26 protein-coding genes are annotated in these 23,256 nt (G+C 62.0%); 22 read left to right on the forward strand and 4 right to left on the reverse strand.

What is annotated here, in order from left to right:
- Nucleotides 1-13 precede the first annotated feature (13 nt).
- The 6 genes from MMG94_RS09830 to MMG94_RS09855 all read left to right on the forward strand — a co-directional run bounded on the left by MMG94_RS09830 (nucleotide 14) and on the right by MMG94_RS09855 (nucleotide 4,922).
- The gene (locus tag MMG94_RS09830) at nucleotides 14-859 is read left to right on the forward strand and encodes a class I SAM-dependent methyltransferase (protein ID WP_016917788.1); all 846 of its coding nucleotides are present in this window, start codon (nucleotides 14-16) and stop codon (nucleotides 857-859) included.
- Between the two features lie 121 nt (nucleotides 860-980).
- A complete protein-coding gene (gene rfbB / locus MMG94_RS09835) occupies nucleotides 981-2,033 on the forward strand; it encodes a dTDP-glucose 4,6-dehydratase (RefSeq protein WP_016917787.1) in 1,053 nt (350 codons plus the stop codon).
- Nucleotides 2,034-2,168: 135 nt separating this feature from the next.
- Nucleotides 2,169-2,723 carry a dTDP-4-dehydrorhamnose 3,5-epimerase gene (gene rfbC, locus MMG94_RS09840; RefSeq protein ID WP_016917786.1) on the forward strand — a complete coding sequence of 185 codons (555 nt, stop codon included), beginning with the start codon at nucleotides 2,169-2,171 and terminating at the stop codon, nucleotides 2,721-2,723.
- Between the two features lie 5 nt (nucleotides 2,724-2,728).
- On the forward strand, nucleotides 2,729-3,610 hold the full coding sequence (gene rfbD / locus MMG94_RS09845; RefSeq protein WP_026015937.1) for a dTDP-4-dehydrorhamnose reductase: 882 nt from the start codon (nucleotides 2,729-2,731) through the stop codon (nucleotides 3,608-3,610).
- Nucleotides 3,611-3,619: 9 nt separating this feature from the next.
- Nucleotides 3,620-4,513 (forward strand): glucose-1-phosphate thymidylyltransferase RfbA, encoded by an 894-nt coding sequence (gene rfbA / locus MMG94_RS09850; RefSeq protein WP_016917784.1) that lies wholly within the window; start codon nucleotides 3,620-3,622, stop codon nucleotides 4,511-4,513.
- Between the two features lie 124 nt (nucleotides 4,514-4,637).
- Nucleotides 4,638-4,922 (forward strand): hypothetical protein, encoded by a 285-nt coding sequence (locus MMG94_RS09855; protein WP_040578711.1) that lies wholly within the window; start codon nucleotides 4,638-4,640, stop codon nucleotides 4,920-4,922.
- A gap of 32 nt (nucleotides 4,923-4,954) precedes the next feature.
- Here MMG94_RS09855 and MMG94_RS09860 read toward each other — a convergent pair whose 3' ends face one another.
- Entirely contained in the window at nucleotides 4,955-6,457 is a 1,503-nt protein-coding gene (locus MMG94_RS09860) for a multicopper oxidase family protein (protein WP_016917782.1), read from the reverse strand.
- Between the two features lie 346 nt (nucleotides 6,458-6,803).
- On the opposite strand from MMG94_RS09860, the gene MMG94_RS09865 reads away from it, so the two are divergent.
- Genes MMG94_RS09865 through MMG94_RS09880 form a run of 4 tightly spaced genes read left to right on the forward strand, consistent with a single transcriptional unit; the run spans nucleotide 6,804 to nucleotide 12,098 of the window.
- Entirely contained in the window at nucleotides 6,804-8,747 is a 1,944-nt protein-coding gene (locus MMG94_RS09865; protein ID WP_016917780.1) for a PrkA family serine protein kinase, read from the forward strand.
- A gap of 42 nt (nucleotides 8,748-8,789) precedes the next feature.
- Nucleotides 8,790-10,079, forward strand: coding sequence for a YeaH/YhbH family protein (locus MMG94_RS09870; protein ID WP_016917779.1), 1,290 nt, complete (start codon nucleotides 8,790-8,792; stop codon nucleotides 10,077-10,079).
- The gene (locus MMG94_RS09875) at nucleotides 10,076-11,590 is read left to right on the forward strand and encodes a SpoVR family protein (RefSeq protein ID WP_016917778.1); all 1,515 of its coding nucleotides are present in this window, start codon (nucleotides 10,076-10,078) and stop codon (nucleotides 11,588-11,590) included. Before MMG94_RS09870 ends, MMG94_RS09875 begins: the two co-directional genes overlap by 4 nt.
- 25 nt (nucleotides 11,591-11,615) lie before the next feature.
- On the forward strand, nucleotides 11,616-12,098 hold the full coding sequence (locus MMG94_RS09880; protein WP_016917777.1) for an MEKHLA domain-containing protein: 483 nt from the start codon (nucleotides 11,616-11,618) through the stop codon (nucleotides 12,096-12,098).
- A gap of 3 nt (nucleotides 12,099-12,101) precedes the next feature.
- Here MMG94_RS09880 and MMG94_RS09885 read toward each other — a convergent pair whose 3' ends face one another.
- Nucleotides 12,102-12,809 (reverse strand): NAD-dependent deacylase, encoded by a 708-nt coding sequence (locus MMG94_RS09885; protein WP_016917776.1) that lies wholly within the window; start codon nucleotides 12,807-12,809, stop codon nucleotides 12,102-12,104.
- Between the two features lie 176 nt (nucleotides 12,810-12,985).
- Here MMG94_RS09885 and smbP point away from each other — a divergent pair, with 176 nt between their 5' ends.
- On the forward strand, nucleotides 12,986-13,324 hold the full coding sequence (gene smbP / locus MMG94_RS09890) for a small metal-binding protein SmbP (protein WP_016917775.1): 339 nt from the start codon (nucleotides 12,986-12,988) through the stop codon (nucleotides 13,322-13,324).
- Nucleotides 13,325-13,381: 57 nt separating this feature from the next.
- Here the strand turns inward: smbP and MMG94_RS09895 are convergent, their stop codons facing one another.
- Entirely contained in the window at nucleotides 13,382-13,642 is a 261-nt protein-coding gene (locus MMG94_RS09895) for a hypothetical protein (RefSeq protein ID WP_051001063.1), read from the reverse strand.
- Between the two features lie 65 nt (nucleotides 13,643-13,707).
- Here MMG94_RS09895 and MMG94_RS09900 point away from each other — a divergent pair, with 65 nt between their 5' ends.
- Entirely contained in the window at nucleotides 13,708-13,860 is a 153-nt protein-coding gene (locus MMG94_RS09900) for a hypothetical protein (RefSeq protein ID WP_016917773.1), read from the forward strand.
- 234 nt (nucleotides 13,861-14,094) lie between these two features.
- Complete coding sequence (locus MMG94_RS09905) at nucleotides 14,095-14,625, forward strand: flavin reductase family protein (protein ID WP_016917772.1); 531 nt, start codon at nucleotides 14,095-14,097, stop codon at nucleotides 14,623-14,625.
- Between the two features lie 16 nt (nucleotides 14,626-14,641).
- Here the strand turns inward: MMG94_RS09905 and MMG94_RS09910 are convergent.
- A protein-coding gene (locus MMG94_RS09910) for an IS5 family transposase (protein WP_425272287.1) occupies nucleotides 14,642-15,480 on the reverse strand; the annotation gives its coding sequence in 2 pieces (ribosomal slippage) (nucleotides 14,642-15,069 and nucleotides 15,069-15,480; 840 coding nt in all).
- Between the two features lie 413 nt (nucleotides 15,481-15,893).
- On the opposite strand from MMG94_RS09910, the gene MMG94_RS09915 reads away from it, so the two are divergent.
- The 9 genes from MMG94_RS09915 to MMG94_RS09955 all read left to right on the forward strand — a co-directional run bounded on the left by MMG94_RS09915 (nucleotide 15,894) and on the right by MMG94_RS09955 (nucleotide 23,190).
- Nucleotides 15,894-17,192 carry a site-specific integrase gene (locus MMG94_RS09915; RefSeq protein WP_016917769.1) on the forward strand — a complete coding sequence of 433 codons (1,299 nt, stop codon included), beginning with the start codon at nucleotides 15,894-15,896 and terminating at the stop codon, nucleotides 17,190-17,192.
- A gap of 67 nt (nucleotides 17,193-17,259) precedes the next feature.
- Complete coding sequence (locus tag MMG94_RS09920) at nucleotides 17,260-17,592, forward strand: hypothetical protein (RefSeq protein ID WP_016917768.1); 333 nt, start codon at nucleotides 17,260-17,262, stop codon at nucleotides 17,590-17,592.
- 98 nt (nucleotides 17,593-17,690) lie between these two features.
- Nucleotides 17,691-18,266 carry a hypothetical protein gene (locus MMG94_RS09925; RefSeq protein ID WP_016917767.1) on the forward strand — a complete coding sequence of 192 codons (576 nt, stop codon included), beginning with the start codon at nucleotides 17,691-17,693 and terminating at the stop codon, nucleotides 18,264-18,266.
- Between the two features lie 93 nt (nucleotides 18,267-18,359).
- The gene (locus MMG94_RS09930) at nucleotides 18,360-18,629 is read left to right on the forward strand and encodes a hypothetical protein (protein ID WP_154419863.1); all 270 of its coding nucleotides are present in this window, start codon (nucleotides 18,360-18,362) and stop codon (nucleotides 18,627-18,629) included.
- Nucleotides 18,626-19,498, forward strand: coding sequence for a hypothetical protein (locus MMG94_RS09935; RefSeq protein ID WP_016917765.1), 873 nt, complete (start codon nucleotides 18,626-18,628; stop codon nucleotides 19,496-19,498). The genes MMG94_RS09930 and MMG94_RS09935 overlap by 4 nt, the downstream gene beginning before the upstream one ends.
- A gap of 142 nt (nucleotides 19,499-19,640) precedes the next feature.
- A complete protein-coding gene (locus MMG94_RS09940; protein WP_016917764.1) occupies nucleotides 19,641-19,862 on the forward strand; it encodes a hypothetical protein in 222 nt (73 codons plus the stop codon).
- Nucleotides 19,863-19,941: 79 nt separating this feature from the next.
- Nucleotides 19,942-20,337 carry a hypothetical protein gene (locus MMG94_RS09945; RefSeq protein WP_016917763.1) on the forward strand — a complete coding sequence of 132 codons (396 nt, stop codon included), beginning with the start codon at nucleotides 19,942-19,944 and terminating at the stop codon, nucleotides 20,335-20,337.
- 56 nt (nucleotides 20,338-20,393) lie between these two features.
- Nucleotides 20,394-20,900 (forward strand): TIR domain-containing protein, encoded by a 507-nt coding sequence (locus tag MMG94_RS09950; protein WP_154419861.1) that lies wholly within the window; start codon nucleotides 20,394-20,396, stop codon nucleotides 20,898-20,900.
- Nucleotides 20,893-23,190 (forward strand): AAA family ATPase, encoded by a 2,298-nt coding sequence (locus tag MMG94_RS09955; RefSeq protein WP_016917761.1) that lies wholly within the window; start codon nucleotides 20,893-20,895, stop codon nucleotides 23,188-23,190. Before MMG94_RS09950 ends, MMG94_RS09955 begins: the two co-directional genes overlap by 8 nt.
- The last annotated feature ends 66 nt before the right edge of the window (nucleotides 23,191-23,256 follow it).

Below are 23,256 nucleotides of genomic sequence, written 5' to 3' on the forward strand. Positions count from 1 at the left end.
GGCGACATCTCTCATGATCCCCAACGGAAAAGCGCTCTTCAATCTACAAGACGACCAGCAATGGCTCGATCTTCTGATCCGCAGCGTGACGGAGCCGACGATTGGCGGAGTAGAAATGCCGCGCTTCCCGCATCCGGATTTCCAAAGAAAGCTCGTCGGCTCTGCTGACGGTCACGCGCTCCAGGAGGCGTACAAGTTCTACAAATACTTTAAGGCCTATTCCGAAGCATTGGCCATGCCGTTGCATCCAAAGACCAAGGCGCTCGATTTCGGATGCGGGTGGGGCCGTTATACCCGCATGCTTTGGAACGATATCGATGCGGATTCCCTTTACGGCGTCGACGTGGAGCCCGAGACGCTCGCAGTTTGCAAAGGCGTCGGCTCGCCGGGGACATTTCAAAGGATCGATGCGCAAGGACCGCTGCCTTTTGACGACAATAAGTTCGATCTGATCATCGCCTATTCGGTGTTCAGCCATCTGCCGAAAAAGCTCGCCGATTATTGGATGTCAGAACTGCACCGCGTCGCGCGGTCGGGCTGCGTGATTGCTTATACGACGGAGCCGCGGCGCTTCCTCGATTTCATCCTGGAAATCCCGAGCCCGCCGCCGACGAGCTGGCATCACGGCCTCGCAAAATTCAAGCATATGGCGCCGAAACTCTATCAGGACTTCGACGAGAACAAATTCTGCTACATTCCCACTTCTGGCGGAGAAGGCCTGGACCCGAACGTTTACGGCGACGCCATCATTCCCGAAAGCTACATCAGGGACGTCTGGGGAAAATACTTCAAATGCTTCGCCTATGTGGACGATCCGAACCAATTCTGGCAGGCGGTCGTAATTGGGCAAAAATCGTGATGCGCGCACGATCTTTCCGCGCGCCGCAGGAACTCCGAAGGGGTGAGGCTTCCGACATCCGGTTGAATGTTATCCATCCGTATTCTAAAGACAATTCGACGTCTGAAGCTGTGAGGTTCTGATGCGCGTCCTTATTACCGGCGGCGCCGGGTTTATCGGATCGGCGGTGGCCCGGCGCTTCATTTCTCATTCGACGGACGACATTCTTGTTTTTGACAAATTAACCTATGCAGGCAACCTCGACTCGCTCGAGCCGATCGCCAAGGATCCCCGCTATTCCTTCCGTCAGGCCGACATTTGCGACCGCGCGGCGGTCGCCTCGGCGCTTGCTGAATTCCAGCCGGACGTGCTCATGCATCTCGCGGCGGAAAGCCATGTCGACCGGTCGATCGACGGACCCGCCGCCTTCATAGAAACCAATGTCGTCGGCACATTCACGCTTCTCGACGCCGCGCTCGAATATTGGCGCGGTTCGTCGAAGGAGAAGGCGGCGGCTTTCCGTTTCCAGCATATTTCGACGGACGAGGTCTTCGGCGCGCTGGGCGAAGAAGGCTTCTTTCGCGAAGATACGTCTTACGCGCCGAACTCGCCCTATTCGGCGTCGAAGGCAGGGTCGGACCATCTCGTTCGCGCTTGGCATGAAACCTACGGCCTGCCGACGGTCGTCACCAATTGCTCGAACAATTACGGGCCCTATCACTTCCCCGAAAAACTGATCCCCTTGATGATCCTCAACGCGCTCGAGGGGAAACCGTTGCCCGTCTATGGCCGCGGCGAAAATGTGCGCGACTGGCTTTTCGTCGACGATCACGCCGCGGCGCTGATGCTCGTCGCGAAAGAAGGCGTCATCGGCGAATCCTACAATGTCGGCGGCCGCAACGAGAAGAAGAACATCGACGTCGTCCAGACGATCTGCGACATACTCGACGAACTGCGTCCATCGCCGGGCGGCGCCTACCGCAACCTCATCACATATGTGACGGATCGTCCCGGGCACGACCTTCGATATGCGATCGACTGCGCAAAGATCGAGCGCGAACTCGGATGGCGGCCGCAGGAAACCTTCGAGACGGGTTTGCGCAAAACCGTGCAGTGGTATCTCGACAATCCCGCTTGGTGGCAAGCCATTCGCTCGGGAAAATATCGCGGCGAGCGGCTCGGACGGCTCGCCTAGCGCCGTCCGCTCGCATGGACTCCAGTGGGGAAAAATTCCCCGCGAGGCAATGAATATGCGTTCACTTCGCAAACTTTCGTCAACTCTTGCGACTTTGCGACGCGGCGCAACGGCGACAATGGATAGAGGGCGACCATGCTGTTCGAGGACACGGAAATTCCCGCGGTAAAAATCGTGACGCCAAGAAAGCATGGCGACGCGCGCGGCTTTTTCTCGGAGGTCTACAAAGAATCCGACTGGAAGAACGCCGGACTCGATTTCACCTTCGTCCAGGACAATCACTCCTTCTCGGCGCCGGTCGGCACGCTGCGCGGCCTGCATTTCCAAACGGCGCCCTTCGCTCAGGACAAGCTTATCCGCGTCGCGCGCGGACGCATTCTCGACGTCGCGGTGGACATTCGGCGTTCCTCGCCGACCTTCGGCGAACATGTCGCTGTGGAGCTTTCCGCGGAGAATTGGCGGCAGCTTCTCGTGCCGATCGGCTTCGCCCACGGATTCATCACTTTGGATCCCGATACGGAAGTTCTCTACAAAGTCACGGCGCTCTATTCCGCGGCCAATGATCGCGGACTTGCTTTCGACGATCCGGATATCGGCGTCGACTGGCCGATGCCGCCCGGCGGTCCGCTGCTCTCCGATAAAGACAAACGCTGGCCGCGTCTGCGCGACCTCGCCGACGCTTTCGCGTGATCGACATGCGCATCGCCGTCACCGGGAAACAGGGACAGGTCGTCACCTCGCTTATCGAGCGCGGCGCTGAAATAGCGGAAATTATCGCAGTCGGCCGCCCGGAGCTCGATCTCGCCGATTCCGATAGCGTGGCCCGGTCGCTCGAAGCGCTGCGGCCCGACGTCGTCGTGAACGCCGCCGCCTATACGATGGTCGACAAGGCGGAGCAGGAAGCGGAAACGGCCTTTCGCGTGAATGCGGAGGGAGTCGCCGCGGTCGCCGCGGCAGCCGCCCGTCTCGGTGCGCCGCTCATCCATATTTCCACGGATTATGTCTTCGACGGCCAATTGGACCGGCCCTATCTCGAAGACGACCCGACAGGTCCGACGGGCGTCTATGGCCGCTCCAAGCTCGAGGGCGAGCGGCGCGCCGCGGAGAATTGCGAAAATTGCGCGATCCTGCGCACGGCCTGGGTCTACAGCCCCTTCGGCGCGAATTTCGTTAAGACGATGCTGCGCCTCGGCGAGAGCCGCAGCGAATTGGGCGTCGTCGCCGATCAGCGCGGCAATCCGACGTCGGCGCTTGATATTGCGGACGGCGTTCTCGCCATCGCCGAGCGAATGATCAAGGACCCGTCGCGGGAGCTGCGGGGGGTCTTTCATATGACCGGCGCGACCGAAGCGAGCTGGGCGGATTTCGCCGAGGAGATTTTCGCGCGCGCGGAACGTCACGGCCGCGCGCCGGTCTCGGTGAAACGCATCACGACGGCTGATTACCCGACGCCGGCGAAGCGCCCGGCCAATTCCCGCCTCGATAATTCCAAACTGCGCCGGCTCTATGGCGTGGCCTTGCCCGACTGGCGCCCCTCTCTTGCAATATGCGTGAAGCGGCTGCTCGATCATTCCTGAGGAAACAATATGCGCGGCATCGTCCTAGCCGGAGGCTCCGGCACCAGACTGCATCCCATGACGCTCGCGGCCTCGAAACAGTTGCTGCCCGTCTATGACAAGCCGATGATTTATTATCCGCTGTCGGCGCTGATGTTCGCGGGGGCGCGCGAGATCCTGATCATCTCCACGCCGGACGATCTCCCCACCTTCAAGCGGCTCCTCGGTTCCGGCGCGCAATGGGGCGTTTCTCTTTCCTATGCGGAGCAGCCCCGCCCGGAGGGACTCGCGCAGGCCTATACGATCGGGGCGCCCTTCGTCGAAGGCCACAATTCCGCGCTCGTGCTCGGCGACAATATTTTCTACGGTCACGGCCTGACGGATTCGCTCGCCGCGGCCTCGTCACGGAAAGAGGGCGCGACGGTTTTCGCCTATCATGTGAAGGACCCCGAGCGTTACGGCGTCGTCGAGTTCGATTGGAATGGCAAGGCCGTTTCTCTCGAAGAGAAGCCGCTGGTTCCGAAATCCAATTGGGCGGTGACCGGCCTTTACTTCTACGACACGCGGGTTGCCGAATACGCCGCGTCGCTCAAGCCCTCGCCGCGCGGCGAACTCGAAATTACCGATCTCAATCGAATTTACCTTGAATCTGGAACGCTGAATGTCGAGCGCCTCGGCCGCGGTTTCGCCTGGCTCGACACCGGCACGCCGGCCTCCCTGCTCGAAGCCGCGCAATATGTGCAGGCGATCGAACAGCGCCAGGGTCAGCGCGTCGCCTGTCTCGAGGAGATCGCATTCAGCCAGGGCTGGATCGACGCCGACGCGATGCGCGAAGCCGCCGCGCGTCTCTCGAAGAGCGGCTACGGCGCCTATCTTCTCCAGGTTCTCAAGGAAGCGGATTCGCCGAAGCCGAAACGGATGTAAGAACCTTGGCGGCCGCGTCCCTGCGCGCGCCATCGTAACGACTCAAATGGCGGTTCTTCCTTTGCCGACGCTGAAGGCGGCTTCGCCTCACGCGAATCACCGGCATTCCAACCGAAGGATCCCCATGCAGAGCCTTTCTCTCGGTCATTCCGCCAAGAAAGCCATTCTCGTCGCCGCCCTTGTGACGGCGCCCCTGCCGCTTGCCGGCTGCTATACGCCCGGCGAACGCGCTGTGGGCGGCGGCATCATTGGCGGCCTCGGCGGCGCGGGCATCGGCGCCCTTGCGTCGGGCGGCCTCGCGGGCCCGACTTTGGCCGGCGCGGCGATCGGCGCCGCCGGAGGCGCCCTTGTCGGCGCTGCGACGGCCCCCCGTCCGCATTATTACCGCCGTCCCCGTTACTATTACTGAGGCGGGCGCCCGGCGCGTCGCCCGCGCCGGGCTCAGCTATATTTGAAGCTCGCAAACATGCCCGCCTGGGCGTGATAGAGCAGATGGCAATGGAACGCCCAATGGCCCGGATTGTCGGCGTCGAACGCAACGACGACGCGCTTGCCCGGCGGAACGAGCACGGTGTCGCGTAGCGCGCCGTCAAATCGCCGGCCGTCAATCTCCACGACCTGAAAACGATGTCCATGCAGATGCATGGGGTGGGACATCATGGTGCGATTGGTCATCGCCAACTCGACCCGCTCCCCGGATTTCAGCGGGATAGGCGACGTCTGGGGATCCCATACGACATTATTGATCGACCAGACATAGCTCGCCATATCCCCCGTCAAGTCGATTGGGACGACCCGGTCGGCCTGTCGCGCCGCGAGCGGCGACATGGCGCGCAACTGCCCCTCCAATGCGAGATCGAGCGCCGGCGAAGCCGCATCCGCCATGTCGGGAAGGCGCGGGATCGGCGCCTGGCGCGGCGCGAGAATGAGGCCTGTGCGCCTTCTTTCTCCCTCCAGAACGAAAAACACGGGCAGGGGCCGCGCGTCTTTCGGCGCCTGAATGAGAAGATCGAGCCTCTGACCGACGGCGATCGGGAAAGATTGCCCTGAGACCGGCGCAATATCCTGCCCGTCGACGGCGACGAGCGTTCCCTCTCTTTCGCCCAAGTCGATATGGAAGGCGCTCATGGCGGCGCTGTTGATTACGCGCAGCAGGATGCGGCCGCCTTTCTCGATCCGAACGATTTGCGGGTCGTCCAGCGCGCGCTCATTGGCGAGAAAGGCGTCGTAATCGACGTCGTTGAGGTCGGGCTTCCCCATCCGCGCCGCATCTTTTTTGGGCGTGATCGTCTCGCTTGCCGGCATATTCGCCATAGCGGCGTGATTCATTCCGGCGTGGCCCATCTCCATGCCGCCCATATGGCCCATCGAGCCCTTGCCGCCGGTCAGGGACGCGTAGATTTCCTGCGGCGGCTTGAAACTGAAATCGGCGAGCATGACCACGACTTCCTGATCGTCCGGATAGCGCTTCGGATCGCGCAGGATGAGCGGCGCCGCCATCAGTTGCTGCTCCTGAAAGCCGTAATGCGAATGCATGAAATAGGACCCGCCGAAAGGGAGCGGAAAATCGTAATCGGCGGAGTCGCCCGGCGGGATGGGCGGACCGGAAAGCCCCGGCACGCCGTCCTGCGCCGATGGCGGCGTGAGGCCGTGCCAGTGAATGAGGCTCGGCTCGCCGATTTCATTCTCGACGCGAACCCGGAAATGCGCGCCGACATCCGCCGCAAAGCCGGCCGCGCCGTCTGGCTGTCTGATGGCGTAAACCGACGCCGGCTTGCCCATCACGTCGATCGACCGGCGCTGCAGCTTTAGAATCGTCGGCGCGCGCTCGACCGCCGACGCCCTCTCCGGCAAAAGACCCGTGGCGACGGATGCGGCGGAATTCAGCAAAAATGCGCGGCGCGAAAGCATGAAGCCTCCTCTTTTGGCGGCCAGATCATCCATGAACCCGCCGCGCGGTCAATATTGTAAGGCTGAAGGTAGCCTCCTCCTCGCCGACATTGGCTCTCGAACGCGCGTCTGACGGACTCCTGCGGCGCATTGCAAACGCAAGCGGAAGCGGCGGGCCTGCGGCCGCTCGACGTCGCGTCGCCGCACAAATGGCGTCGCCTGCCGCCCTTCGCGACAGCGTGAGCCGAGCCGACGCATCTTTCCGCGCCGGTCCCGCCTCGATCGAGGCCGCCGGGCGGCGCTCTTGTCGCCTCTGATATTGAAATCAGTTCGCGCTTGCTCAGTTACCTCTCATCGGAACGCGCACATGCCGCTGTCGCGTTCATGAGGAGAGGCCTCTATGGCGAACACCGACGTCTTCGCTGATTTCGTGCAATTTTATCGTGAGCGCCAGGCGAGCGAAATATCGCTCCAAAGCTATCTCGAACTCTGCCGAGACAATCCCAAAGCTTACGCCAGCGCGGCCGAACGCATTCTGGACGCCATTGGCGAGCCCGAGTTCTTCGACACCTCGAAAGATCCGAGGCTTGGCCGCATTTTCATGAACCGGACCATTCGCGTCTATCCCGCCTTCGCCGAATTCTACGGCATGGAGGAGACGATCGAACGCATCGTCAGCTTCTTCAGGCACGCGGCGCAGGGCCTCGAGGAGCGCAAGCAGATCCTCTATCTTCTCGGGCCCGTGGGCGGCGGCAAGTCGTCTCTCGCCGAGCGGCTGAAGGCGCTGATGGAGGCCAATCCGATCTATGTGCTGAAGGCCGGCGACGAGCTCAGTCCCGTCTTCGAGAGCCCCTTGTGCCTGTTCAACGCCGAAGAAGCCGGCCCGATGCTGGAAGAACGCTACGGCGTTCCGCGCCGCCGGCTCCATGTCATCATGAGCCCCTGGTGCCTCAAGCGGCTCGATGAATTCAACGGCGACATCACGCGCTTCACCGTCGCCAAGGTCACGCCGTCCCGCCTGCGGCAGATCGCCATCGCCAAGACGGAGCCCGGCGACGAAAACAATCAGGATATTTCCTCGCTTGTCGGCAAGGTCGACATTCGAAAGCTGGAGGCGCATGCTCAGGCGGATCCGGACGCCTATAATTATTCGGGCGGGTTGAACCGCGCCAATCAGGGGCTTCTCGAATTTGTCGAGATGTTCAAGGCCCCGATCAAGATGCTGCACCCGTTGCTGACGGCGACGCAGGAGGGCAATTACATCGGCACTGAAAATATCGGCGCCATTCCCTTCTCCGGCACCGTGCTCGCCCATTCCAACGAGGCCGAATGGCAGAGCTTCAAGTCGAACCGCAACAACGAGGCCTTTATCGACCGAATCTATGTGATCAAGGTTCCCTATTGCCTGCGCGTGACGGAGGAGCAGCGCATCTATGAGAAGCTGTTGCGAGAGTCGGAGCTCGCCAACGCCAGTTGCGCGCCCAACACGCTGGAGATGCTCGCGCGCTTCGTCGTCCTCTCGCGCCTCGCCCCGCACGAAAACTCGAATCTCTTCTCGAAGATGCGCGTCTATGACGGCGAGAGCCTGCGCGAGGTCGATCCAAGGGCGCGCAGCATTCTCGAATATCGGGAGACCGCAGGCGTCGACGAGGGCATGACCGGACTTTCGACGCGATTCGCCTTCAAGGTTCTCGCGGCGACCTTCAACCACGACACGGTCGAAGTCGCGGCGGACCCCGTTCATCTCATGTATGTGCTGGAGCAGTCGCTGAGGCGCGAACAACTGCCCGCCGAGACGGAAAAACGCTACATCGAATTCATCAAGGCCGAGCTTGCGCCGCGCTACGCCGAATTTATCGGCAAGGAGATTCAAAAAGCCTATCTCGAATCCTATCAGGACTATGGCCAGAACCTTTTCGACCGCTACATCGATTATGCAGACGCCTGGATCGAAGACCTGGACTTCAAGGATCCCGACACCGGACAGATGCTGGACCGGGAGTTGCTGAATCAGGAATTGACCAAAATCGAGAAGCCGGCGGGTATCGCCAATCCCAAGGATTTCCGCAACGAAGTGGTGAAATTCGCGCTGCGCTGGCGCGCCTCCAACAAGGGACGCAATCCCTCCTGGGCGAGCTACGAGAAAATACGCGACGTCATCGAGAAGCGGATGTTCTCGCAGGTCGAAGACCTCCTGCCCGTCATCAGTTTCGGGACCAAGAAGGACACGGAAACCGAAAGCAAGCATACGGAGTTCGTCAACCGGATGGTCGCGCGCGGCTATACGGAGCGACAGGTCCGCCGTCTGGTCGAATGGTACATGCGCGTGAAGCAGGCAGGTTGACGCCAGGGCTGCGGCGCGCGCGCAAGGTTAGCGAAGGAAGAAATGCGCATCGTCGATCGCCGGCTCAATCCGGGTGGCAAGAGTTTCTCAAATCGTCAGCGCTTCCTTCGCCGAGTCCGCGACACGGTGGAGCGAACCGTTCGCGAAGCGAGCCGCGAGCGCGCCATCGAGGATCTGGAGAACGCTCAGGAAGTCACCGTCCCCGCCGACGGCGCGAGAGAGCCGCTGTTCCGGCACATGCCCGGCGACCGTCGCGACTTCGTGCTTCCTGGCAATCGCGATTACGTCGAGGGCGATCTCATCGATCGCCCGGAAGGCGCGAGCGGTCAAGGCGGAAGAGAGCCCGGCCGCGGACACGGGCAGGACGACGCCTTCCGCTTCGTGCTGACCCGCGAGGAATTCCTGAGCATTTTTCTCGACGATCTCGAACTGCCGGATTTCGCCAAGCGCGGCCTCGTGGATACGCAGAAGCTCGGCTCGCGCCGCGCCGGCTATTCGACGAGCGGCACGCCCGCCAATCTTTCACTGAAGCGAACGATGCAGATGTCGCTTGCGCGCCGCATCGCCATGGGCCGCCCGCGGCATCGCGTGGTCGAGCGCCTGGAGGAGGAGGCCGCCAGCGCCAAGGGCAGCGAGGCTTCCGAACTTCTCGAGGAGGCGCTGCGCACGCGCGCACGGCGCATGCGCATCCCCTTCCTCGACCCCGTCGATCTGCGCTATCGCCGCTTCGAACGGTTTCCGCGGCCCGTGGCTCAGGCCGTGATGTTCTGCCTGATGGACGTGTCGGGTTCGATGACGGAGCACATGAAGGACCTCGCCAAGCGCTTCTTCATGTTGCTGCATATCTTTCTGACGCGCCGCTATCAACGCGTCGACATCGTTTTCATTCGACACACCGACGAGGCGCAGGAAGTGGACGAGGAGACGTTCTTCCGCTCCACGGAGACCGGCGGCACCATCGTGTCGTCGGCGATGGTCGAGATGGATCGGATCATCTCCGACCGCTACGATCCCGCGAGCTGGAACATCTATGGCGCGCAGGCCTCGGACGGCGACAATATGTTGAGCGACAACGAGCTGACACGGACCTTGCTGCAAGACAAGATCCTGCCGCTCTGCCAATATTTCGCCTATCTCGAAGTCGCCAACACGAATGAAAGCCATTCGCTTTCCTATGTCGGCGGCAGCTCCCTCTGGAACGCCTATACGCCTCTCGCCGCCAAGGCGCGCAACTTCCAAATGCGGCGCGTCGCGCGGCGCGACCACATCTATCCGGTCTTCCGGGAGCTCTTCCGCCGCCGTGACGGCGCCCATGCGGAGGAAGCCACATGAGCCAGCTGCTCTTTGAAGGCAAAGACTGGAGCTTCGAGACCCTTCAGGCGATCTATGACGCTGTCGAGAGCGTCGCGAAGAACGATCTCGCGCTCGACACATTCCCCAACCAGATCGAGGTCATCACCGCCGAGCAGATGCTCGACGCCTATTCCTCGACCGGCATGCCCCTGCTCTATCGGCACTGGTCGTTCGGCAAGCGCTTCGCGCAGTTCGAAGGCGTCTATCGCGCCGGGCTGCAGGGATTGGCCTACGAAATCGTGATCAACGCCAATCCCTGCATCAGCTATGTGATGGAGGAAAACAGCGCGACGATGCAGGCGCTCGTCATCGCGCACGCCGCCTTCGGCCATAATCATTTCTTCAAGAACAATTACCAGTTCCGGCAATGGACGGATCCCGGCGGCATTCTCGATTATCTCGCTTACGCCAAAAATTACATTGCGAGCTGCGAGGAGCGCTACGGCGAAGCGGAGGTCGAACAGCTGCTCGACGCCGCGCATGCGCTCGCGCCGCAAGGCGTCGATCGCTATCCGCGCAAGCGGCGGATGAGCCTTCTCGACGAAGAACGGCGCAATCGCGCCCGGCGCGAGGAAAGCGAACGGCTTTATAACGATCTGTGGCGAACCGTTCCGACGGCCGGAGAGGCGGCGCGGAAGACCATCGATCATCAGCGCGCGCTATTGCGCCTGCCCCAGGAGAACATCCTCTACTTCCTCGAAAAGACCGCGCCGAAGCTGGCGTCCTGGCAACGGGAAATCCTTCGCATCGTGCGGCTGATCTCGCAATATTTCTATCCGCAGCAGCAGACGAAGGTGATGAACGAGGGCTGCGCAACCTATTGCCATTACCGCATCATGAATGCGCTTCATGAGGCGGGGCGGATCGGCGACGGCAGCTTCCTGGAGTTTCTCCAGTCGCACACCAACGCCATTCGCCAGCCGACCGCCCATGATCCCTCCTACAGCGGCGTCAATCCCTATGCGCTCGGCTTCGACATGATGAGCGACATTGCGCGCATCGTGCGCGAGCCGACGGAGGAGGACCGGCATTGGTTCCCCGACATAGCGGGGCGAGGCGATGAGATCGCGGTGCTGAAGGACGTATGGGCCAATTACCGTGACGACAGCTTCATTGCGCAGTTCCTCAGCCCGCATCTCATGCGCAAATGGCGGCTGTTCCATATTGTCGACGAGGCGGACGCGCCCAAGCTCAAAGTCGAGTCGATTCACAATGAGCGGGGCTATCAGGATCTGCGCAGGAGCCTTGCGAGCGATTACGAAGCCGGCCGCCATACGCCCGACATTCAGATCGTCGACGTCGATCTCGCCGGCAGCCGGAGGCTCGTGCTGCACCACCACGTCTTTGCGGGCGAAATTCTCGACGTCGTCGACGCCGCGCTGGTTCTGCGCCATCTCACCTCGCTATGGGGCTATGAGGTGATGCTCGAAGAGGTCGACGCGGCGACGAACGAGGTGCTAAAGGCGCATATGGCGTCGCCCGAGCCGTGAGGCGCGCCCGCCCCCACGAGGACCGATGCCGAGCTTCAGCGCCGAACTGCCCGCCGATCTGTGGAGGCGCTGGATAGCGCATTCGGCCGCGCTGCTCGACTCCTATCGCGCGCGCACCGGCGGCGACCTCGTCTCGCGCGGCGGAGGCGCGGAGGCGGAAGCGGAGCGTCTGCTGACCGCCCCTTTCGTCGTCGTGTCGCACGGAGCGGAAGCCGATCCGATGCTGAACTACGGCAATCGCGTCGCGCTCGCGCTGTGGGAAATGAACGTCGAACGGCTCCTCGCGACGCCGTCGCGCCTCACCGCCGAACCAATGCTGCGCGAGGCCCGCGAGCGCCTTCTGACGCAGACGGCGCGCGAAGGTTTCATCAGCGGCTATGAGGGCGTGCGCATCAGCGCGACGGGCCGGCGCTTTCACATTTCCAACGTCACCATCTGGAACGTCGCCGACGCCGCCGGCGCGCCGGCTGGACAGGCCGCGACTTTCGCGCGCTGGACCTACCTTTGACGATCACGCGCCCAGCACATCCGAAACCCAGGCGGGGACGACGTCGCTCGCCGCGCCATATCGCCGCTCGTCAAAGACGGAGGCGTTGTCGGAGGGCATAAGATTGATCTCGCAACTGCGCACGCCCCGGGCGCGCGCATGCGATACGAAGCCCGCAGCCGGATAGACCGACCCCGAGGTCCCGATGGAGACGAACAGCGTCGCGTCGGACAAGGCCGCGCAGATGTCTTCCATGAAGAGCGGCGTTTCGCCGAACCAGACGACATGCGGCCGGAGCGTCCCCGCGCGGCGGCAGCTCGCGCAATGACTCTCGGCCGTGAGATCGCTGCGCTGCGCGGCGATCGCGCGGCAGGTGACGCAGCGCGCCTTCAAGAGTTCGCCATGCATATGCACGACGTCCCTTGCGCCGCCCCGTTCATGCAGGTCGTCTATATTCTGCGTAACGAGCGTCATCGCGCCGCCATGGGCCGGCAGCTCTCGCTGCAGACGCGCCAAAGCGAGGTGAGCGGCGTTTGGTCGGGCGTCGAGAAGGTTGCGGCGGCGGAAATTGTAGAATTCGTGGACCGCCGCAGGATCGCGCGCGAAGGCTTCAGGCGTCGCGAGCTTCATCGGATCGAAGCGCGCCCAGAGGCCTGTTCCCGATTTGTCGCGAAACGTTCCAAGGCCGCTCTCGGCGGAAACGCCCGCCCCGGTCAGCACGAAGATGCGCATCGGGTCTCGCCCCTCCCTTGCGCGAGATTAAAGCCGGCCGACTTGCGTAGCGAGAGAACAAAGCAAGACCGCTTTGCTATCGCCGAAGTTGAGGCTTGCGAAAAAATCGGCACTATGGCCCCTGAGTTCCTGAATGACGGATTTTTGGGAGGGCGGTAAGGATGATTTCTCGTCGCATGACGATTTTGGCTCTTGGCTTGGGTCTCGGTCTCGGCGCGTTTGCGCAACCGGCTGTCGCCGATCCGAACTATCTGGAGCAGGCGATTTCCGATACGAAGGAGGCCATCGCGGCGGGCAAGCAGATGGAAAGCGCCTCCTTCGTGGAACATATTGACGACGCCTACGACCATGCGCGCAGCGCCGTGTGGCAGACGCCCGTCGACCCCATCCGCAAGGGCATCAAATATTTGCGCAAAGCGGCGAAGCTCGCCAAAGGCACGAGTCTCGACAAGCGCATAGACAAGGCGACGGAGCAGGCGGAATTGGCGCTCGAGCAGTTTCAGTCGGTCAAGTGAACGATGCGGCGCGGGCGGGCCTCTCATCCGCGCCCAGCCTTGTTCAGCCCTTGTCGATCAGAAGGGCTCGATGACATCCGCCATATTGGGGATCAGGCGCACCTTGTAGCTGCCGTTCTCGCAAGCGATGATCCATACGGCTTCGCCGGGCCGGGACGCAGCCGCATCCCGCCTGGCGCTTTTCGGCGCGTCGCATTTATAGCCCTGCAGACGCACATGCGCGGCGATAATGTCCTTCGGCGTTTCCTGCGCCTGCGCCGTCAGCGGCGCGCCCCCGCATGCAAGGGCGAAAAGGACGCACAATATTCTGCGGCTCATGGTTCTGCCTCTCGAAAAACACGTGAGCATCGCCCGAACCTTCGGTCCGGGCAAGCGCCGCCCTGATGACCGCGGCGGCCAGCCGCGCCTCCGTCGGCCAGCGGATCAATGACACGAGCAGCAGGATGGTCAATCCCAGCATGACGCCGGCGAAACGGTCGAGGCCGGGCCAGATGTCGCGCGGCGGCCCGAAGCCCTGCACGCGCGTCATGAAATAGGCGCGGCGCGATCCGATCAGCCTCACCGGGACCAAATTCGGTTGCGAAATTGGCTCGTGCGGGGCCTGCACGGCTCATCTCGACGGCGAAGCGACGCGCTCCCGCCAGATCCACGCAGGAGAGTGCGGGACGCGTGAATCGCGTTGCGGGTCGCGCCATGCGACTATCGCCAATCGGGCCAGATCATGCCCGCGACGGCTCTCCTGGCGTTCGATCGGAAACGGAACGGCGGCGATGAAAAACCTGCTTTTATCCAAAGTGTATCAGCTGCTTGAGCCGGGGCCTGTCGTCCTGCTGACCACGTCGCATAAAGGTCGCGCCAATGTCATGACGATGTCCTGGCACATGATGGTGGACTTCGAGCCGCCCCTGATCGCGTGCATTGTCAGCGACCGAGATCATAGCTTTGCCGCGCTGAGGGCGACAAAGGAATGCGTAATTGCGATCCCTGAGGTCGACCTTGCGGAAAAGGTCGTCGCCATCGGCAATTGTTCGGGGCGAAACGTCGAGAAGTTTTCCGCCTTCCATCTGACGCCCGGACAGGCCGAAAAGGTCTCGGCGCCGCTCGTGGGCGAATGCTTCGCGAATATCGAATGCAGAGTTGTCGATACGCGACTCGTGAACCGTTACGGGCTCTTTGTAATGGAGGGAGTCAAGGCCTGGATCGATCCGGCGCGGGAGAATCCCAAGACGATTCATCATAAGGGTTTCGGCAAATTCATCGTCGATGGCGAGACAATCGAATTGACGTCCAAAATGCCTTAGAGTCTGTCCGTGAACTTTATGTTTGATTACAAATCCTTCTGAGCATGAGGCGGATGGAGGCGAGGCGCAGAAAGGCCAGCGCCTTGCGATTGAGGTTTTCGAAATCCTTGGCCAGCCTTCGGCAGCGACCGAGCCAAGAAAAGGTTCTTTCGACAACCCATCGGCGAGGCAGCACCTCGAAACCTTTGACCGCATCCGAGCGCTTGACGATTTCGGTGTCGACAAACGGCAAGGCCTTCTTCTGCGCGTCGCGGAACTGCGGGCCCTGATAGCCGCCGTCGGCAAACAGCTTTTGTAGAAACGGGAATTTTCCAAACATCGTGCGCAGGACGAGAACGCCGCCATCGCGATCCTGAATGTCGGCCGGATGAACGAGCGCGTGAAGCAGCAAGCCTATCGTATCGACGAGAATGCGCCGCTTCTTGCCCTTGATCTTTTTTCCTGCATCGTAGCCATGCGGATCGATGCGATGCCCCCTTTTTCTGCGCTTTTCACGCTCTGGCTGTCGATGACCGCGGCTGTCGGACTGGCCTCGCGCCCCGCCGCTTCGCGACACTTCACGTAGAGGGCATGATGGATGCGATCGAGCGTTCCGTCGTATGTCCACAGATCGAAATAGCCGTGGATCGTGCTCTTGGGCGGCAAATCCTTGGGGATCGCGCGCCATTGGCAGCCGGTCGAGAGCACATACATCAAGCCGTCCACGATCGAGCGCATCTCGACCGTACGCTTCCCACCGCCCCGTTTCCCCGGCGGGATCAGCGGTCCGACGAGCGCCCATTCCGCGTCCGTCACGTCGCTCGGGTAGCGCAATTTGCTACGATCGTAGCGCGCGCGATTTTCATTCGTCCACATCGGCGGTCTCCGCGAGAATCAGGCCGTCTCTATTGAATCACAAGCGATTCATCCGATTCAACTTGTCTTCGGACCGACACTTAGAAAGGCGCCGCTCCCGTTAAAAGGAGCTCATAAGATCGTAGGAGCCGACTGCGCTCTCGCTTGGCGCTCCATGGTCCATCTGCTCGCCGACGAGCGGCAAGATATTGGATGAAACGCGCAATCTATTGATTTTACTGGTGCCGCAAGAGGGATTCGAACCCCCGACCCCATCATTACGAATGTCATGGAATGGCTTTTCTCGGCATTTACCATCATTTCCAACTCTTGCCTTAACCATTGAAAACCAGCGATCTACGCCTTACGGTAGTTTTCCAGAAATTTCCATAGATCGCTTGTCGGTGGCGACATGGTGGCGACACGGAGCCCGAATGCCGGTCATCAAGATCACTAAGCGCGCGGTCGACGCCCTCGCGCCAGGCGAGCGTCCATTCATCGCCTTCGATACAGACCTTGCCGGCTTCGGCATCCGCGTCATGCCGAGCGGGGCCATGTCCTATGTCGTCGAATATCGTCCGCACGGCGGCGGGAGAGGCGTCGCCAAGCGCCGCGTAACGATCGGCAGGGTTGGAGCGCTCACGCCCGATCAGGCGCGCAAAGCTGCCGCCGATATGCTCGCCCAAGTCCGCCTCGGCGGCGACCCTGGCGCGGAGAAGGCGGAGAAGCGCAAGGCGCTGACGGTCGCTGGCCTGTGCGACGCCTTCGAGACGGAGCACTTGGAAACGAAGGTGAAAGACGGCACGGCCGAGGCGCACTCGCTGGCACTGAAACGCCTGAAAGACGCCCACGGCAGCGTAAAGGCCGAAGCCCTCTCAAGGGGTCAAGTCTCGGCGCTCCACTCAAAGATGCGCGACACTCCCTATGCTGCAAACCGGGCGCTCGCCGTCTGGAGCAAGCTCTATTCGTGGGCCGGCGTTCGCGGGCTTGTCCCCGAAGGCTTCAATCCGGCGCGTGGCATCGAAAAATACCGGGAGCAAGGCCGCGAGCGCTTCCTCACTGGCGAAGAATTTGCCCGCCTTGGCGACGCGCTGCGCCTTGCCGAGACGGAAGGCCTGCCGTGGGATGTCGACGAGACGAAGCCCGGCGCGAAGCATCTGGTGCGGGAATCGAACCGCCGCCGCGTTCTGGACCCGTTCGCCGTCGCCGCGATCCGGCTTCTGATCCTGACCGGCGCGCGCCTTCGTGAGATTCTCCATGCCAAATGGTCTCAGGTGGACGTGGAGCGCGGCGTGATCTTCTTGCCAGACAGCAAGACAGGAAAGAAACCGGTCTATCTGTCCGCTGCCGCCCAAGAGGTGCTGGCCAGTCTGCCGCGCATCGAAGGAAACCCGCACATTATCGCTGGCGCAAATGTAGGGGCTCCACGGGCGGACTTGAAGAAGCCATGGGCGGCAGTCACGCGAGCCGGAGGGCTGGAAGGCGTGCGCCTGCATGATCTTCGCCATTCCTTCGCGTCGTTCGGTGCCGGGGCATCCTTGGGCCTGCCCATCATCGGGAAGCTACTCGGGCACACACAAGCCGCTACGACGCAGCGCTACGCCCACTTGGACGCTGACCCGCTTCGTCGCGCGGTCGATACGATCGGCGCGACAATCTCCGCGGCAATGGATGGAGACAAGAAGGGCGAAGTCGTGCAATTCAAGAGATCGGGCAGCAATTCCGCTGTCTGAGAGCGGCCGGAACGCGACGATGGACCGTCTCGCCCGGCCTACACGTTGAGAAAGATGATTTCTCGCCATGTCTGAGCACAATAACATGAAGATCGGAAAATTTCCGACTCTCGAAACGCTTCTTGATGAACTTGAACGTGTCGATGCCGAATTAAGGCGTCTAGCAGCCGATGCCGAAGACAGTGTCTACATTGCGACGTATGAGCGACATTGGGCGTTGCGCGGACTCATCAACGCCACGCCGTCACGCTCTCTATCAGACATTCGGGCAAAGGCGGCTGTCTTACGCATGGAAGCCGCGCGCGACGCGGACTTCGAGTGCGACGTTTCCGGCTCCGCACGCGAACTCGCAAAGTCTCTTGCTGCCGATGTAGTGGCGCTCGAAGGCTGTGCTGAGTAACCGCTCATCGAGCGCGTAAATCTCGACTCCATCGCATAGGAGGCCGGCTACAAGCCGGTCTTCATGTCCCCCGCGCAAAACAAAGAATTGAGACTGCCTTGGTGGATATTCCATTGGCCGACATGTTGGTCATTGAGCGCACCGGCGATAAGGATGCCCTTCGTGCGGCGATCATCGAAGCGCTTCGAGCGGGCGACATGAGTCCCGGAACTCAACGCTGGCTTGCCGACATGTTCGACCTGAACAGCAACGCAGCATACAAGCTCGAAAAGTTTACGCGCAATATTGAGGGCAGCCAGAAGCAGCGCAAGCAACGTAAGGCAACGCTCGATCAACTCGTCGAACTTTATCGAAAGACGAAGAACCCGACCACATTCGTCAGACTCGCCGCAAAGCTGACCGGCTACGATCCAAACACGATCCGACGCAAATACAGGGCAGCCGTCGAGCAGCGCATCGCGGCCGAGGATGCCGAGGAGTCCGAGTTACACGAATGGGAGCAGCAACAGCGGCTCAAGGAGTTCAAGGAAATTTGCGCCAGCGCGCCAGACGAGCAGGCTGCCGCCGAAAAGGCGAATAAAGTCCTTGGCGTGCCTAAAGAACAAACTCTCGCGATATTAGCTCGGGCAAAAGCGAAGCGCTTACCCGGCGAGGACAGACCTCAACTCGATTAGTTGAGGTCCGTCTTTTTCGAGTTGAGGTGGTGCGCCTGCTCCATTTTGCCGATACCTAAGATGCCACCGTTCTCTGGAAATGGATGGCGTCAGATGAGGGAAGCTACCGAATATCTCCGTCGCAGCGAAGCTGCGAATTACCTCAAGGCCCGGTGGGGCATGGGGTCCATGGCATGGCTCGCCAAGCTCGCCGTGACTGGCGGCGGACCGATCTACTCGAAAGCCGGCAAAACACCGCTCTACCGCATAGCCGACATTGACGACTGGATGCAGGGGCGCATGACGCGCAGAGCGTCCACCTCCGTCACGCTCGACGACGCGCCCGCCTTGAACTCCGACTCGAGCGGCGAGGCGGCGGCATGAGCACGGCCTCCCCTCGCGGCTCGCGCACGCGCGGCATTTTCATCGGCCCGCTCTCCAATCCCAAGCGCGACTCCAAGCCGGAGCGGCTGACGCGGGTCGCAAGCGCCTTCTGCCCTCGCGTCGAAGTCGCCGTTCTCGCCCTTGTCGCCGAGGAAATCGCCAAGAGCGGCAAGGACGCGAGCAAGGCGATGCTCGCCTATGAGAGCGCCCGCGCCGCCTGCACGGCCCGGCCCGACATGCCGCCGCTCTCTGCTGACATGGCGGGAGAAGCTGCCCTCGGGCGGATGTGGGTCGCGAACATTGTCGCGGCAACGCGGAGCTATGCCAACCATGCGCGCATCGAGCGCAAGGGGCCGGCCATTCCTGCGATTCGGACGTGGCTCGAAAATCTCGGCAAGGCCGCCGCCGAGTTGGTGGCGGCTCATAACGAGCCGCTCGATCCGCTCGGCAAGATCGTCGCGCGGGCTGACCTTGCGGCTCACATGCCGATCGGCGCGGACCTCGACGAGTTCATGGCGACGGCGCGCGCCATCGTGGGGGCCGTGCCCCTTGTGTCCCGCGCGCTGGCGGACGAACCCGGCTGCAAGGACGGCATGGCTTGGGATCAGTGGGTCGTCGCCTTGACGAAGGTCTGCCGCGCCGCCGGGCTCCCGACCGGCGCCAGCCATGACCCAGAATCGGCGCGCGCGGATGGTGAGCAATCGCCGTTCGTCTCGCTCGTCGGCGCGCTCATGCGTGAGTTGCCGCGGGGTCTGCGCCGGCACGCCGAGAGCGATACGGCGTTAGCGCAGGCTATTTCGCGGGCCAGAGACAAGGCGGCGGAGCGCGCCAAACGGCGCGAAGAGCCCGAAATTCACAGCGCCGAATAACCCGCAAGCCTTTTCGAGGCAGGAACGCGAAGCGGACAACAGGAACGCGAAGCCGACAAAAAGCGGCGAACTCGCGTTCCTGGGCGTGGATGCGCGTCCATGCAAGGCTGCTCGCACTGGTTCACTTAAAGGGAGTCTGCCGGTGTCCGACAAGCCGAAAATCACTCTCGCCGATCGCCTTGAGCATGGACTGGTGACGCTCCCCGAAGTTGCCGGGCTTGCTGGCGTCTCGGTGAGGAAGATCAATTACGACGTGGCCGCCGGCCTGTTGCCCGTCGAGAAATTTGGCCGCTCCACCCGCGTCCAAGGCCCGAACGCCAAGGCTTACCTCTCTGGCCAGACCATGCGGGTGAACGCCGCCTGAAAAAGAAAAGAGGCCAAGCGCGCCAACGCCGGCCTCTCATTCGCACCCGCAACACGATCCCGACCAAGGAACGCACGCCATGATTAGCCACACGCGCCCGAACAAGCAAGCCTCCGCGTCGTCCGACAACGAATGCCCGTCGCAGCCCCTTTTCGATATTGCGAAAATCGACGCCGCGATTCCGGCCCACAAGCTGTCGAAATCCTGGTGCGGCGGCACGAAGGGTTTCACCTTCGTCCTCGGCCCACAGCCGCATATCGCGATCAACCATATCCCCGGCAGGGATTGCCGGTGGCCTTTGGAGTGGTTCGACACGCAGACCGGCGTGAAAGGCTCAGGTGCGGTCGCGATGGTTGCGCATGTTCTGAAGATCACGCGTGACGAGGCCGCGCGCCGTCTCGCCGAGTTTCTCGCGTTGACCACGCATTCGTCACCGGACGCCTTCATCATGACGGACGCGAAGGTGGCGGCGTGATGGCCGCGCACCATCCAAATCCTTCTCATGAGCCGCGCCAAATTCCGCGCGTCTATTTGGCCGGAAAGATCGCGCAGCATGGCTGGCGCGAGCGCCTGGCGCACGAAACCGTCATTGTCAGCGACTCGCTCGATCCTCACGAAACCCAAGATTTCCCCGATTTCACCCTGACAGGCCCGTTCTTCGTCGCCTGCGGCCACGGCTGCGCGCATGGCCCCGCTACTCATGGGCAGGGATGTTTCGAGCGCGGAGACGGCGCGCGCCGCCGCGTGTTCGACGCCAACATCGCGCGGATCGAGCATTCGGACTTCATCTTCGCTCACGTGAACGAACTCGACTGCTTCGGGACGCTTTTCGAGATCGGACACGCGCACGCTTGCGGCGTTCCTGTCTTTCTCAACTTCGGCCCTGACCTGACGGATCGGCAGAAGCAGGAACTTTGGTTCGCGCGCATGGGCTGCACGATGGTCCTCGGCCCGCTCGAAGAGGCGTTCGAATGCGCTCTCCAAATCTGGGGCGACGCGTGCGTGGCGAACGTGTTCGGCGAGGTGCGCCATGGCTGACCTCGGCAATTTCATCGATTCGGACGCGACCGCATCCGAGTTCATTTCGGCGATCGACGAGCTTCGCGCGCGCGATCAGTGGGTGGGCTGGAAATCCGTTCAGCGCGGCGACTCCGCAAAGGGAACGAAAGTCCCGGCGAATCCGCATCGCAAAGCGTGGGCCGCCGTCGATAATCCGAGCACGTGGGGCAGCTACAAGCAGGCCATGATGGCTCAAGAGCGCTACGACTTGGATGGCGTGGGCTTCGTGCTGACTGAGGAGGACGACTACACGGGCATCGACCTCGACAAATGCCGCGACGCCGAGACAGGCGAGATCGAGGCTTGGGCGCAGGAAATCATCGCGCTCGCCGAGACGTATTGCGAGATCAGCCCGAGCGGCACCGGAATCCGCATGTTCGCACGCGGCAAGGTCGCGCGCGCGATCAAGAGCGACGTGGCGCGCGTCGAGATTTACGGCTCTCGCCGCTATCTGACCGTCACCCAAAACCACGTCGAAAGGACGCCACTCGAAATTCGCGAGGCTCCGAAGACGCTGGACACGCTCATCTCCCGCGTGGAGGCGATCGCGCCGAAAGGCGATGAGACTGAGTCCGCCCTGCCTCGCCCGACCGGCTCGGCGCTCTCCAGCCCGACGAGCGACGCGCGAGGGCAGGCTTTCGCGGCGAAGAAGCTCGACGAGAAGGCGAAGGAGCTTGCCGGCACGGTGGAGGGCGGGCGCAATAACGCGATCATTTCGATCGCCTGTTCCATGGGGCGCGTCATCGCGCGCGGCTGGATCGACGAGGCGACCGTGCGCGCCGCGCTTGAAGATGCCTGCCGCGCGAACGGCATCTGGAAGGATGACGGCGCGAAGGCGTGTCGCGACGCGATCACGCGCGGCATTCGTGCCGGCCTCGCCAATCAGCACGAGGACTTGGCCGAGCGCGCGCCGAGCCCCGAGGACGAGGAAGCGGAGCGGATCGGCGCCGCGCTGGCCAGTGGCAACCTCGCGCGCTATGGCGGGGCCGAACCGCCGCAACCTCCCGACGGACCGACGGGCGCCGCGCCGGAAGAGGTTCTTGGCAAGGCTTCGAGCGCCAACAACGACGGCCAGGGCGACGTGAAGGGCGACGCATCGGGCGACTCGCAGGCCAAATCCGCGCCGCTCATCAAGGCGACGCCCTATTCCTGGCCCGAATGCTCGTCAATACCGCCGCGCGAGTGGCTTTACGGACACCATCTTATTCGCGGCTTCGTGGCCGTGACAGGCTCCCCTGGCGGCGTCGGCAAGTCATCTCTACTCTTTGCGGAGGCCGCCTCCATGGTGAGCGGGCGCGCGCTGCTTCATGACGTTGCGCCTGTCATGCCTCTCAACGTTTGGATTTGGAACGGCGAAGACCCCCTCGTCGAACTTAATCGCCGCGTCGCTGCTACGATGAAGCACTTCGGAATTAAGCCGCAGAACTGCCACGGGCGTTTGTTTCTCGATTCTGGACGCGACACGAAGATTGTTGTTGCCGAAGTGCAAAAGGGTGGAACGGTCATCGTTCGGCCGATCGTCGATGCGATCAAGGCGACGATCAAGGACCACAAGATTGACGTTGTCGTCATCGACCCGTTCGTTTCGAGCCACCGCTTGCCTGAGAACGACAATAACGCCATGGACGCCATAGTGCGCGAATGGTCGGATATCGCCGACCAGACTGGATGTGCGATCGAACTTGTGCATCACGTCCGCAAGACGGGCGACTTCGAGATTAGCGTCGAAGCGCTGCGCGGCGGCTCTGCCCTTGTCTCCGCCGCCCGCAGCGTTCGTGTCCTTAATCAGATGAGTTCGGACGAAGCCGACAAGACTGGCGTTGAAAACCGCCGCCTCTACTTCCGCGTCAATAATGGCAAGTCGAACATGGCGCCTTCTTCCGAGAAGGGGACGTGGTTTCACATGCACTCCGTCGATCTTGCGAATCGCGGGCCATATCAGGACGGCGACTCCATCGGCGTTGTGACCGAGTGGGAATGGCCTGACCCGCTCGTCGACGTGACCGCCGACGATTTGCAGGCCGTATTGCAGCGTGTCGGCTCAGGACAGTGGCGCGAGAACTCGCAAGCAAAGAACGATTGGGTTGGACTCGCTGTCGCCGAAGTCCTTGGCCTCGACCCCTCTGACAAGCAGGCCAAAGAGAAGATCAAGGGCCTTCTGAAAATCTGGATCAAGAACGGCGCGTTGGTTGTCGTCAGGCGGCCCGACAAAAACGGCGACGAGCGCCCATTCGTTGAGATCGGCAAGGGTCACAGCGACGGGGCATAGGCGCTTACCAGCACCTTCAGAAGTGAGGTGCGGATAGGTGCGGAAGGCGCGGGTATTTTTCGTTCT

It is taken from the genome of Methylocystis parvus OBBP (genome assembly GCF_027571405.1).
Classification (GTDB): domain Bacteria; phylum Pseudomonadota; class Alphaproteobacteria; order Rhizobiales; family Beijerinckiaceae; genus Methylocystis; species Methylocystis parva.

Coding starts and splice junctions, on each gene's coding strand:
- MMG94_RS09895 (WP_051001063.1), bottom strand. CDS start 13,642: ATGAGCCGCAGAATATTGTGCGTCCTTTTCGCCCTTGCATGCGGGGGC.
- MMG94_RS09900 (WP_016917773.1), top strand. CDS start 13,708: ATGACCGCGGCGGCCAGCCGCGCCTCCGTCGGCCAGCGGATCAATGAC.
- rfbC (WP_016917786.1), top strand. CDS start 2,169: ATGCTGTTCGAGGACACGGAAATTCCCGCGGTAAAAATCGTGACGCCA.
- MMG94_RS09930 (WP_154419863.1), top strand. CDS start 18,360: ATGAGGGAAGCTACCGAATATCTCCGTCGCAGCGAAGCTGCGAATTAC.
- smbP (WP_016917775.1), top strand. CDS start 12,986: ATGACGATTTTGGCTCTTGGCTTGGGTCTCGGTCTCGGCGCGTTTGCG.
- MMG94_RS09880 (WP_016917777.1), top strand. CDS start 11,616: ATGCCGAGCTTCAGCGCCGAACTGCCCGCCGATCTGTGGAGGCGCTGG.
- MMG94_RS09860 (WP_016917782.1), bottom strand. CDS start 6,457: ATGGATGATCTGGCCGCCAAAAGAGGAGGCTTCATGCTTTCGCGCCGC.
- rfbB (WP_016917787.1), top strand. CDS start 981: ATGCGCGTCCTTATTACCGGCGGCGCCGGGTTTATCGGATCGGCGGTG.
- MMG94_RS09865 (WP_016917780.1), top strand. CDS start 6,804: ATGGCGAACACCGACGTCTTCGCTGATTTCGTGCAATTTTATCGTGAG.
- MMG94_RS09935 (WP_016917765.1), top strand. CDS start 18,626: ATGAGCACGGCCTCCCCTCGCGGCTCGCGCACGCGCGGCATTTTCATC.
- rfbD (WP_026015937.1), top strand. CDS start 2,729: ATGCGCATCGCCGTCACCGGGAAACAGGGACAGGTCGTCACCTCGCTT.
- rfbA (WP_016917784.1), top strand. CDS start 3,620: ATGCGCGGCATCGTCCTAGCCGGAGGCTCCGGCACCAGACTGCATCCC.
- MMG94_RS09955 (WP_016917761.1), top strand. CDS start 20,893: ATGGCTGACCTCGGCAATTTCATCGATTCGGACGCGACCGCATCCGAG.
- MMG94_RS09915 (WP_016917769.1), top strand. CDS start 15,894: ATGCCGGTCATCAAGATCACTAAGCGCGCGGTCGACGCCCTCGCGCCA.
- MMG94_RS09830 (WP_016917788.1), top strand. CDS start 14: ATGATCCCCAACGGAAAAGCGCTCTTCAATCTACAAGACGACCAGCAA.
- MMG94_RS09920 (WP_016917768.1), top strand. CDS start 17,260: ATGTCTGAGCACAATAACATGAAGATCGGAAAATTTCCGACTCTCGAA.
- MMG94_RS09945 (WP_016917763.1), top strand. CDS start 19,942: ATGATTAGCCACACGCGCCCGAACAAGCAAGCCTCCGCGTCGTCCGAC.
- MMG94_RS09905 (WP_016917772.1), top strand. CDS start 14,095: ATGAAAAACCTGCTTTTATCCAAAGTGTATCAGCTGCTTGAGCCGGGG.
- MMG94_RS09875 (WP_016917778.1), top strand. CDS start 10,076: ATGAGCCAGCTGCTCTTTGAAGGCAAAGACTGGAGCTTCGAGACCCTT.
- MMG94_RS09855 (WP_040578711.1), top strand. CDS start 4,638: ATGCAGAGCCTTTCTCTCGGTCATTCCGCCAAGAAAGCCATTCTCGTC.
- MMG94_RS09870 (WP_016917779.1), top strand. CDS start 8,790: ATGCGCATCGTCGATCGCCGGCTCAATCCGGGTGGCAAGAGTTTCTCA.
- MMG94_RS09885 (WP_016917776.1), bottom strand. CDS start 12,809: ATGCGCATCTTCGTGCTGACCGGGGCGGGCGTTTCCGCCGAGAGCGGC.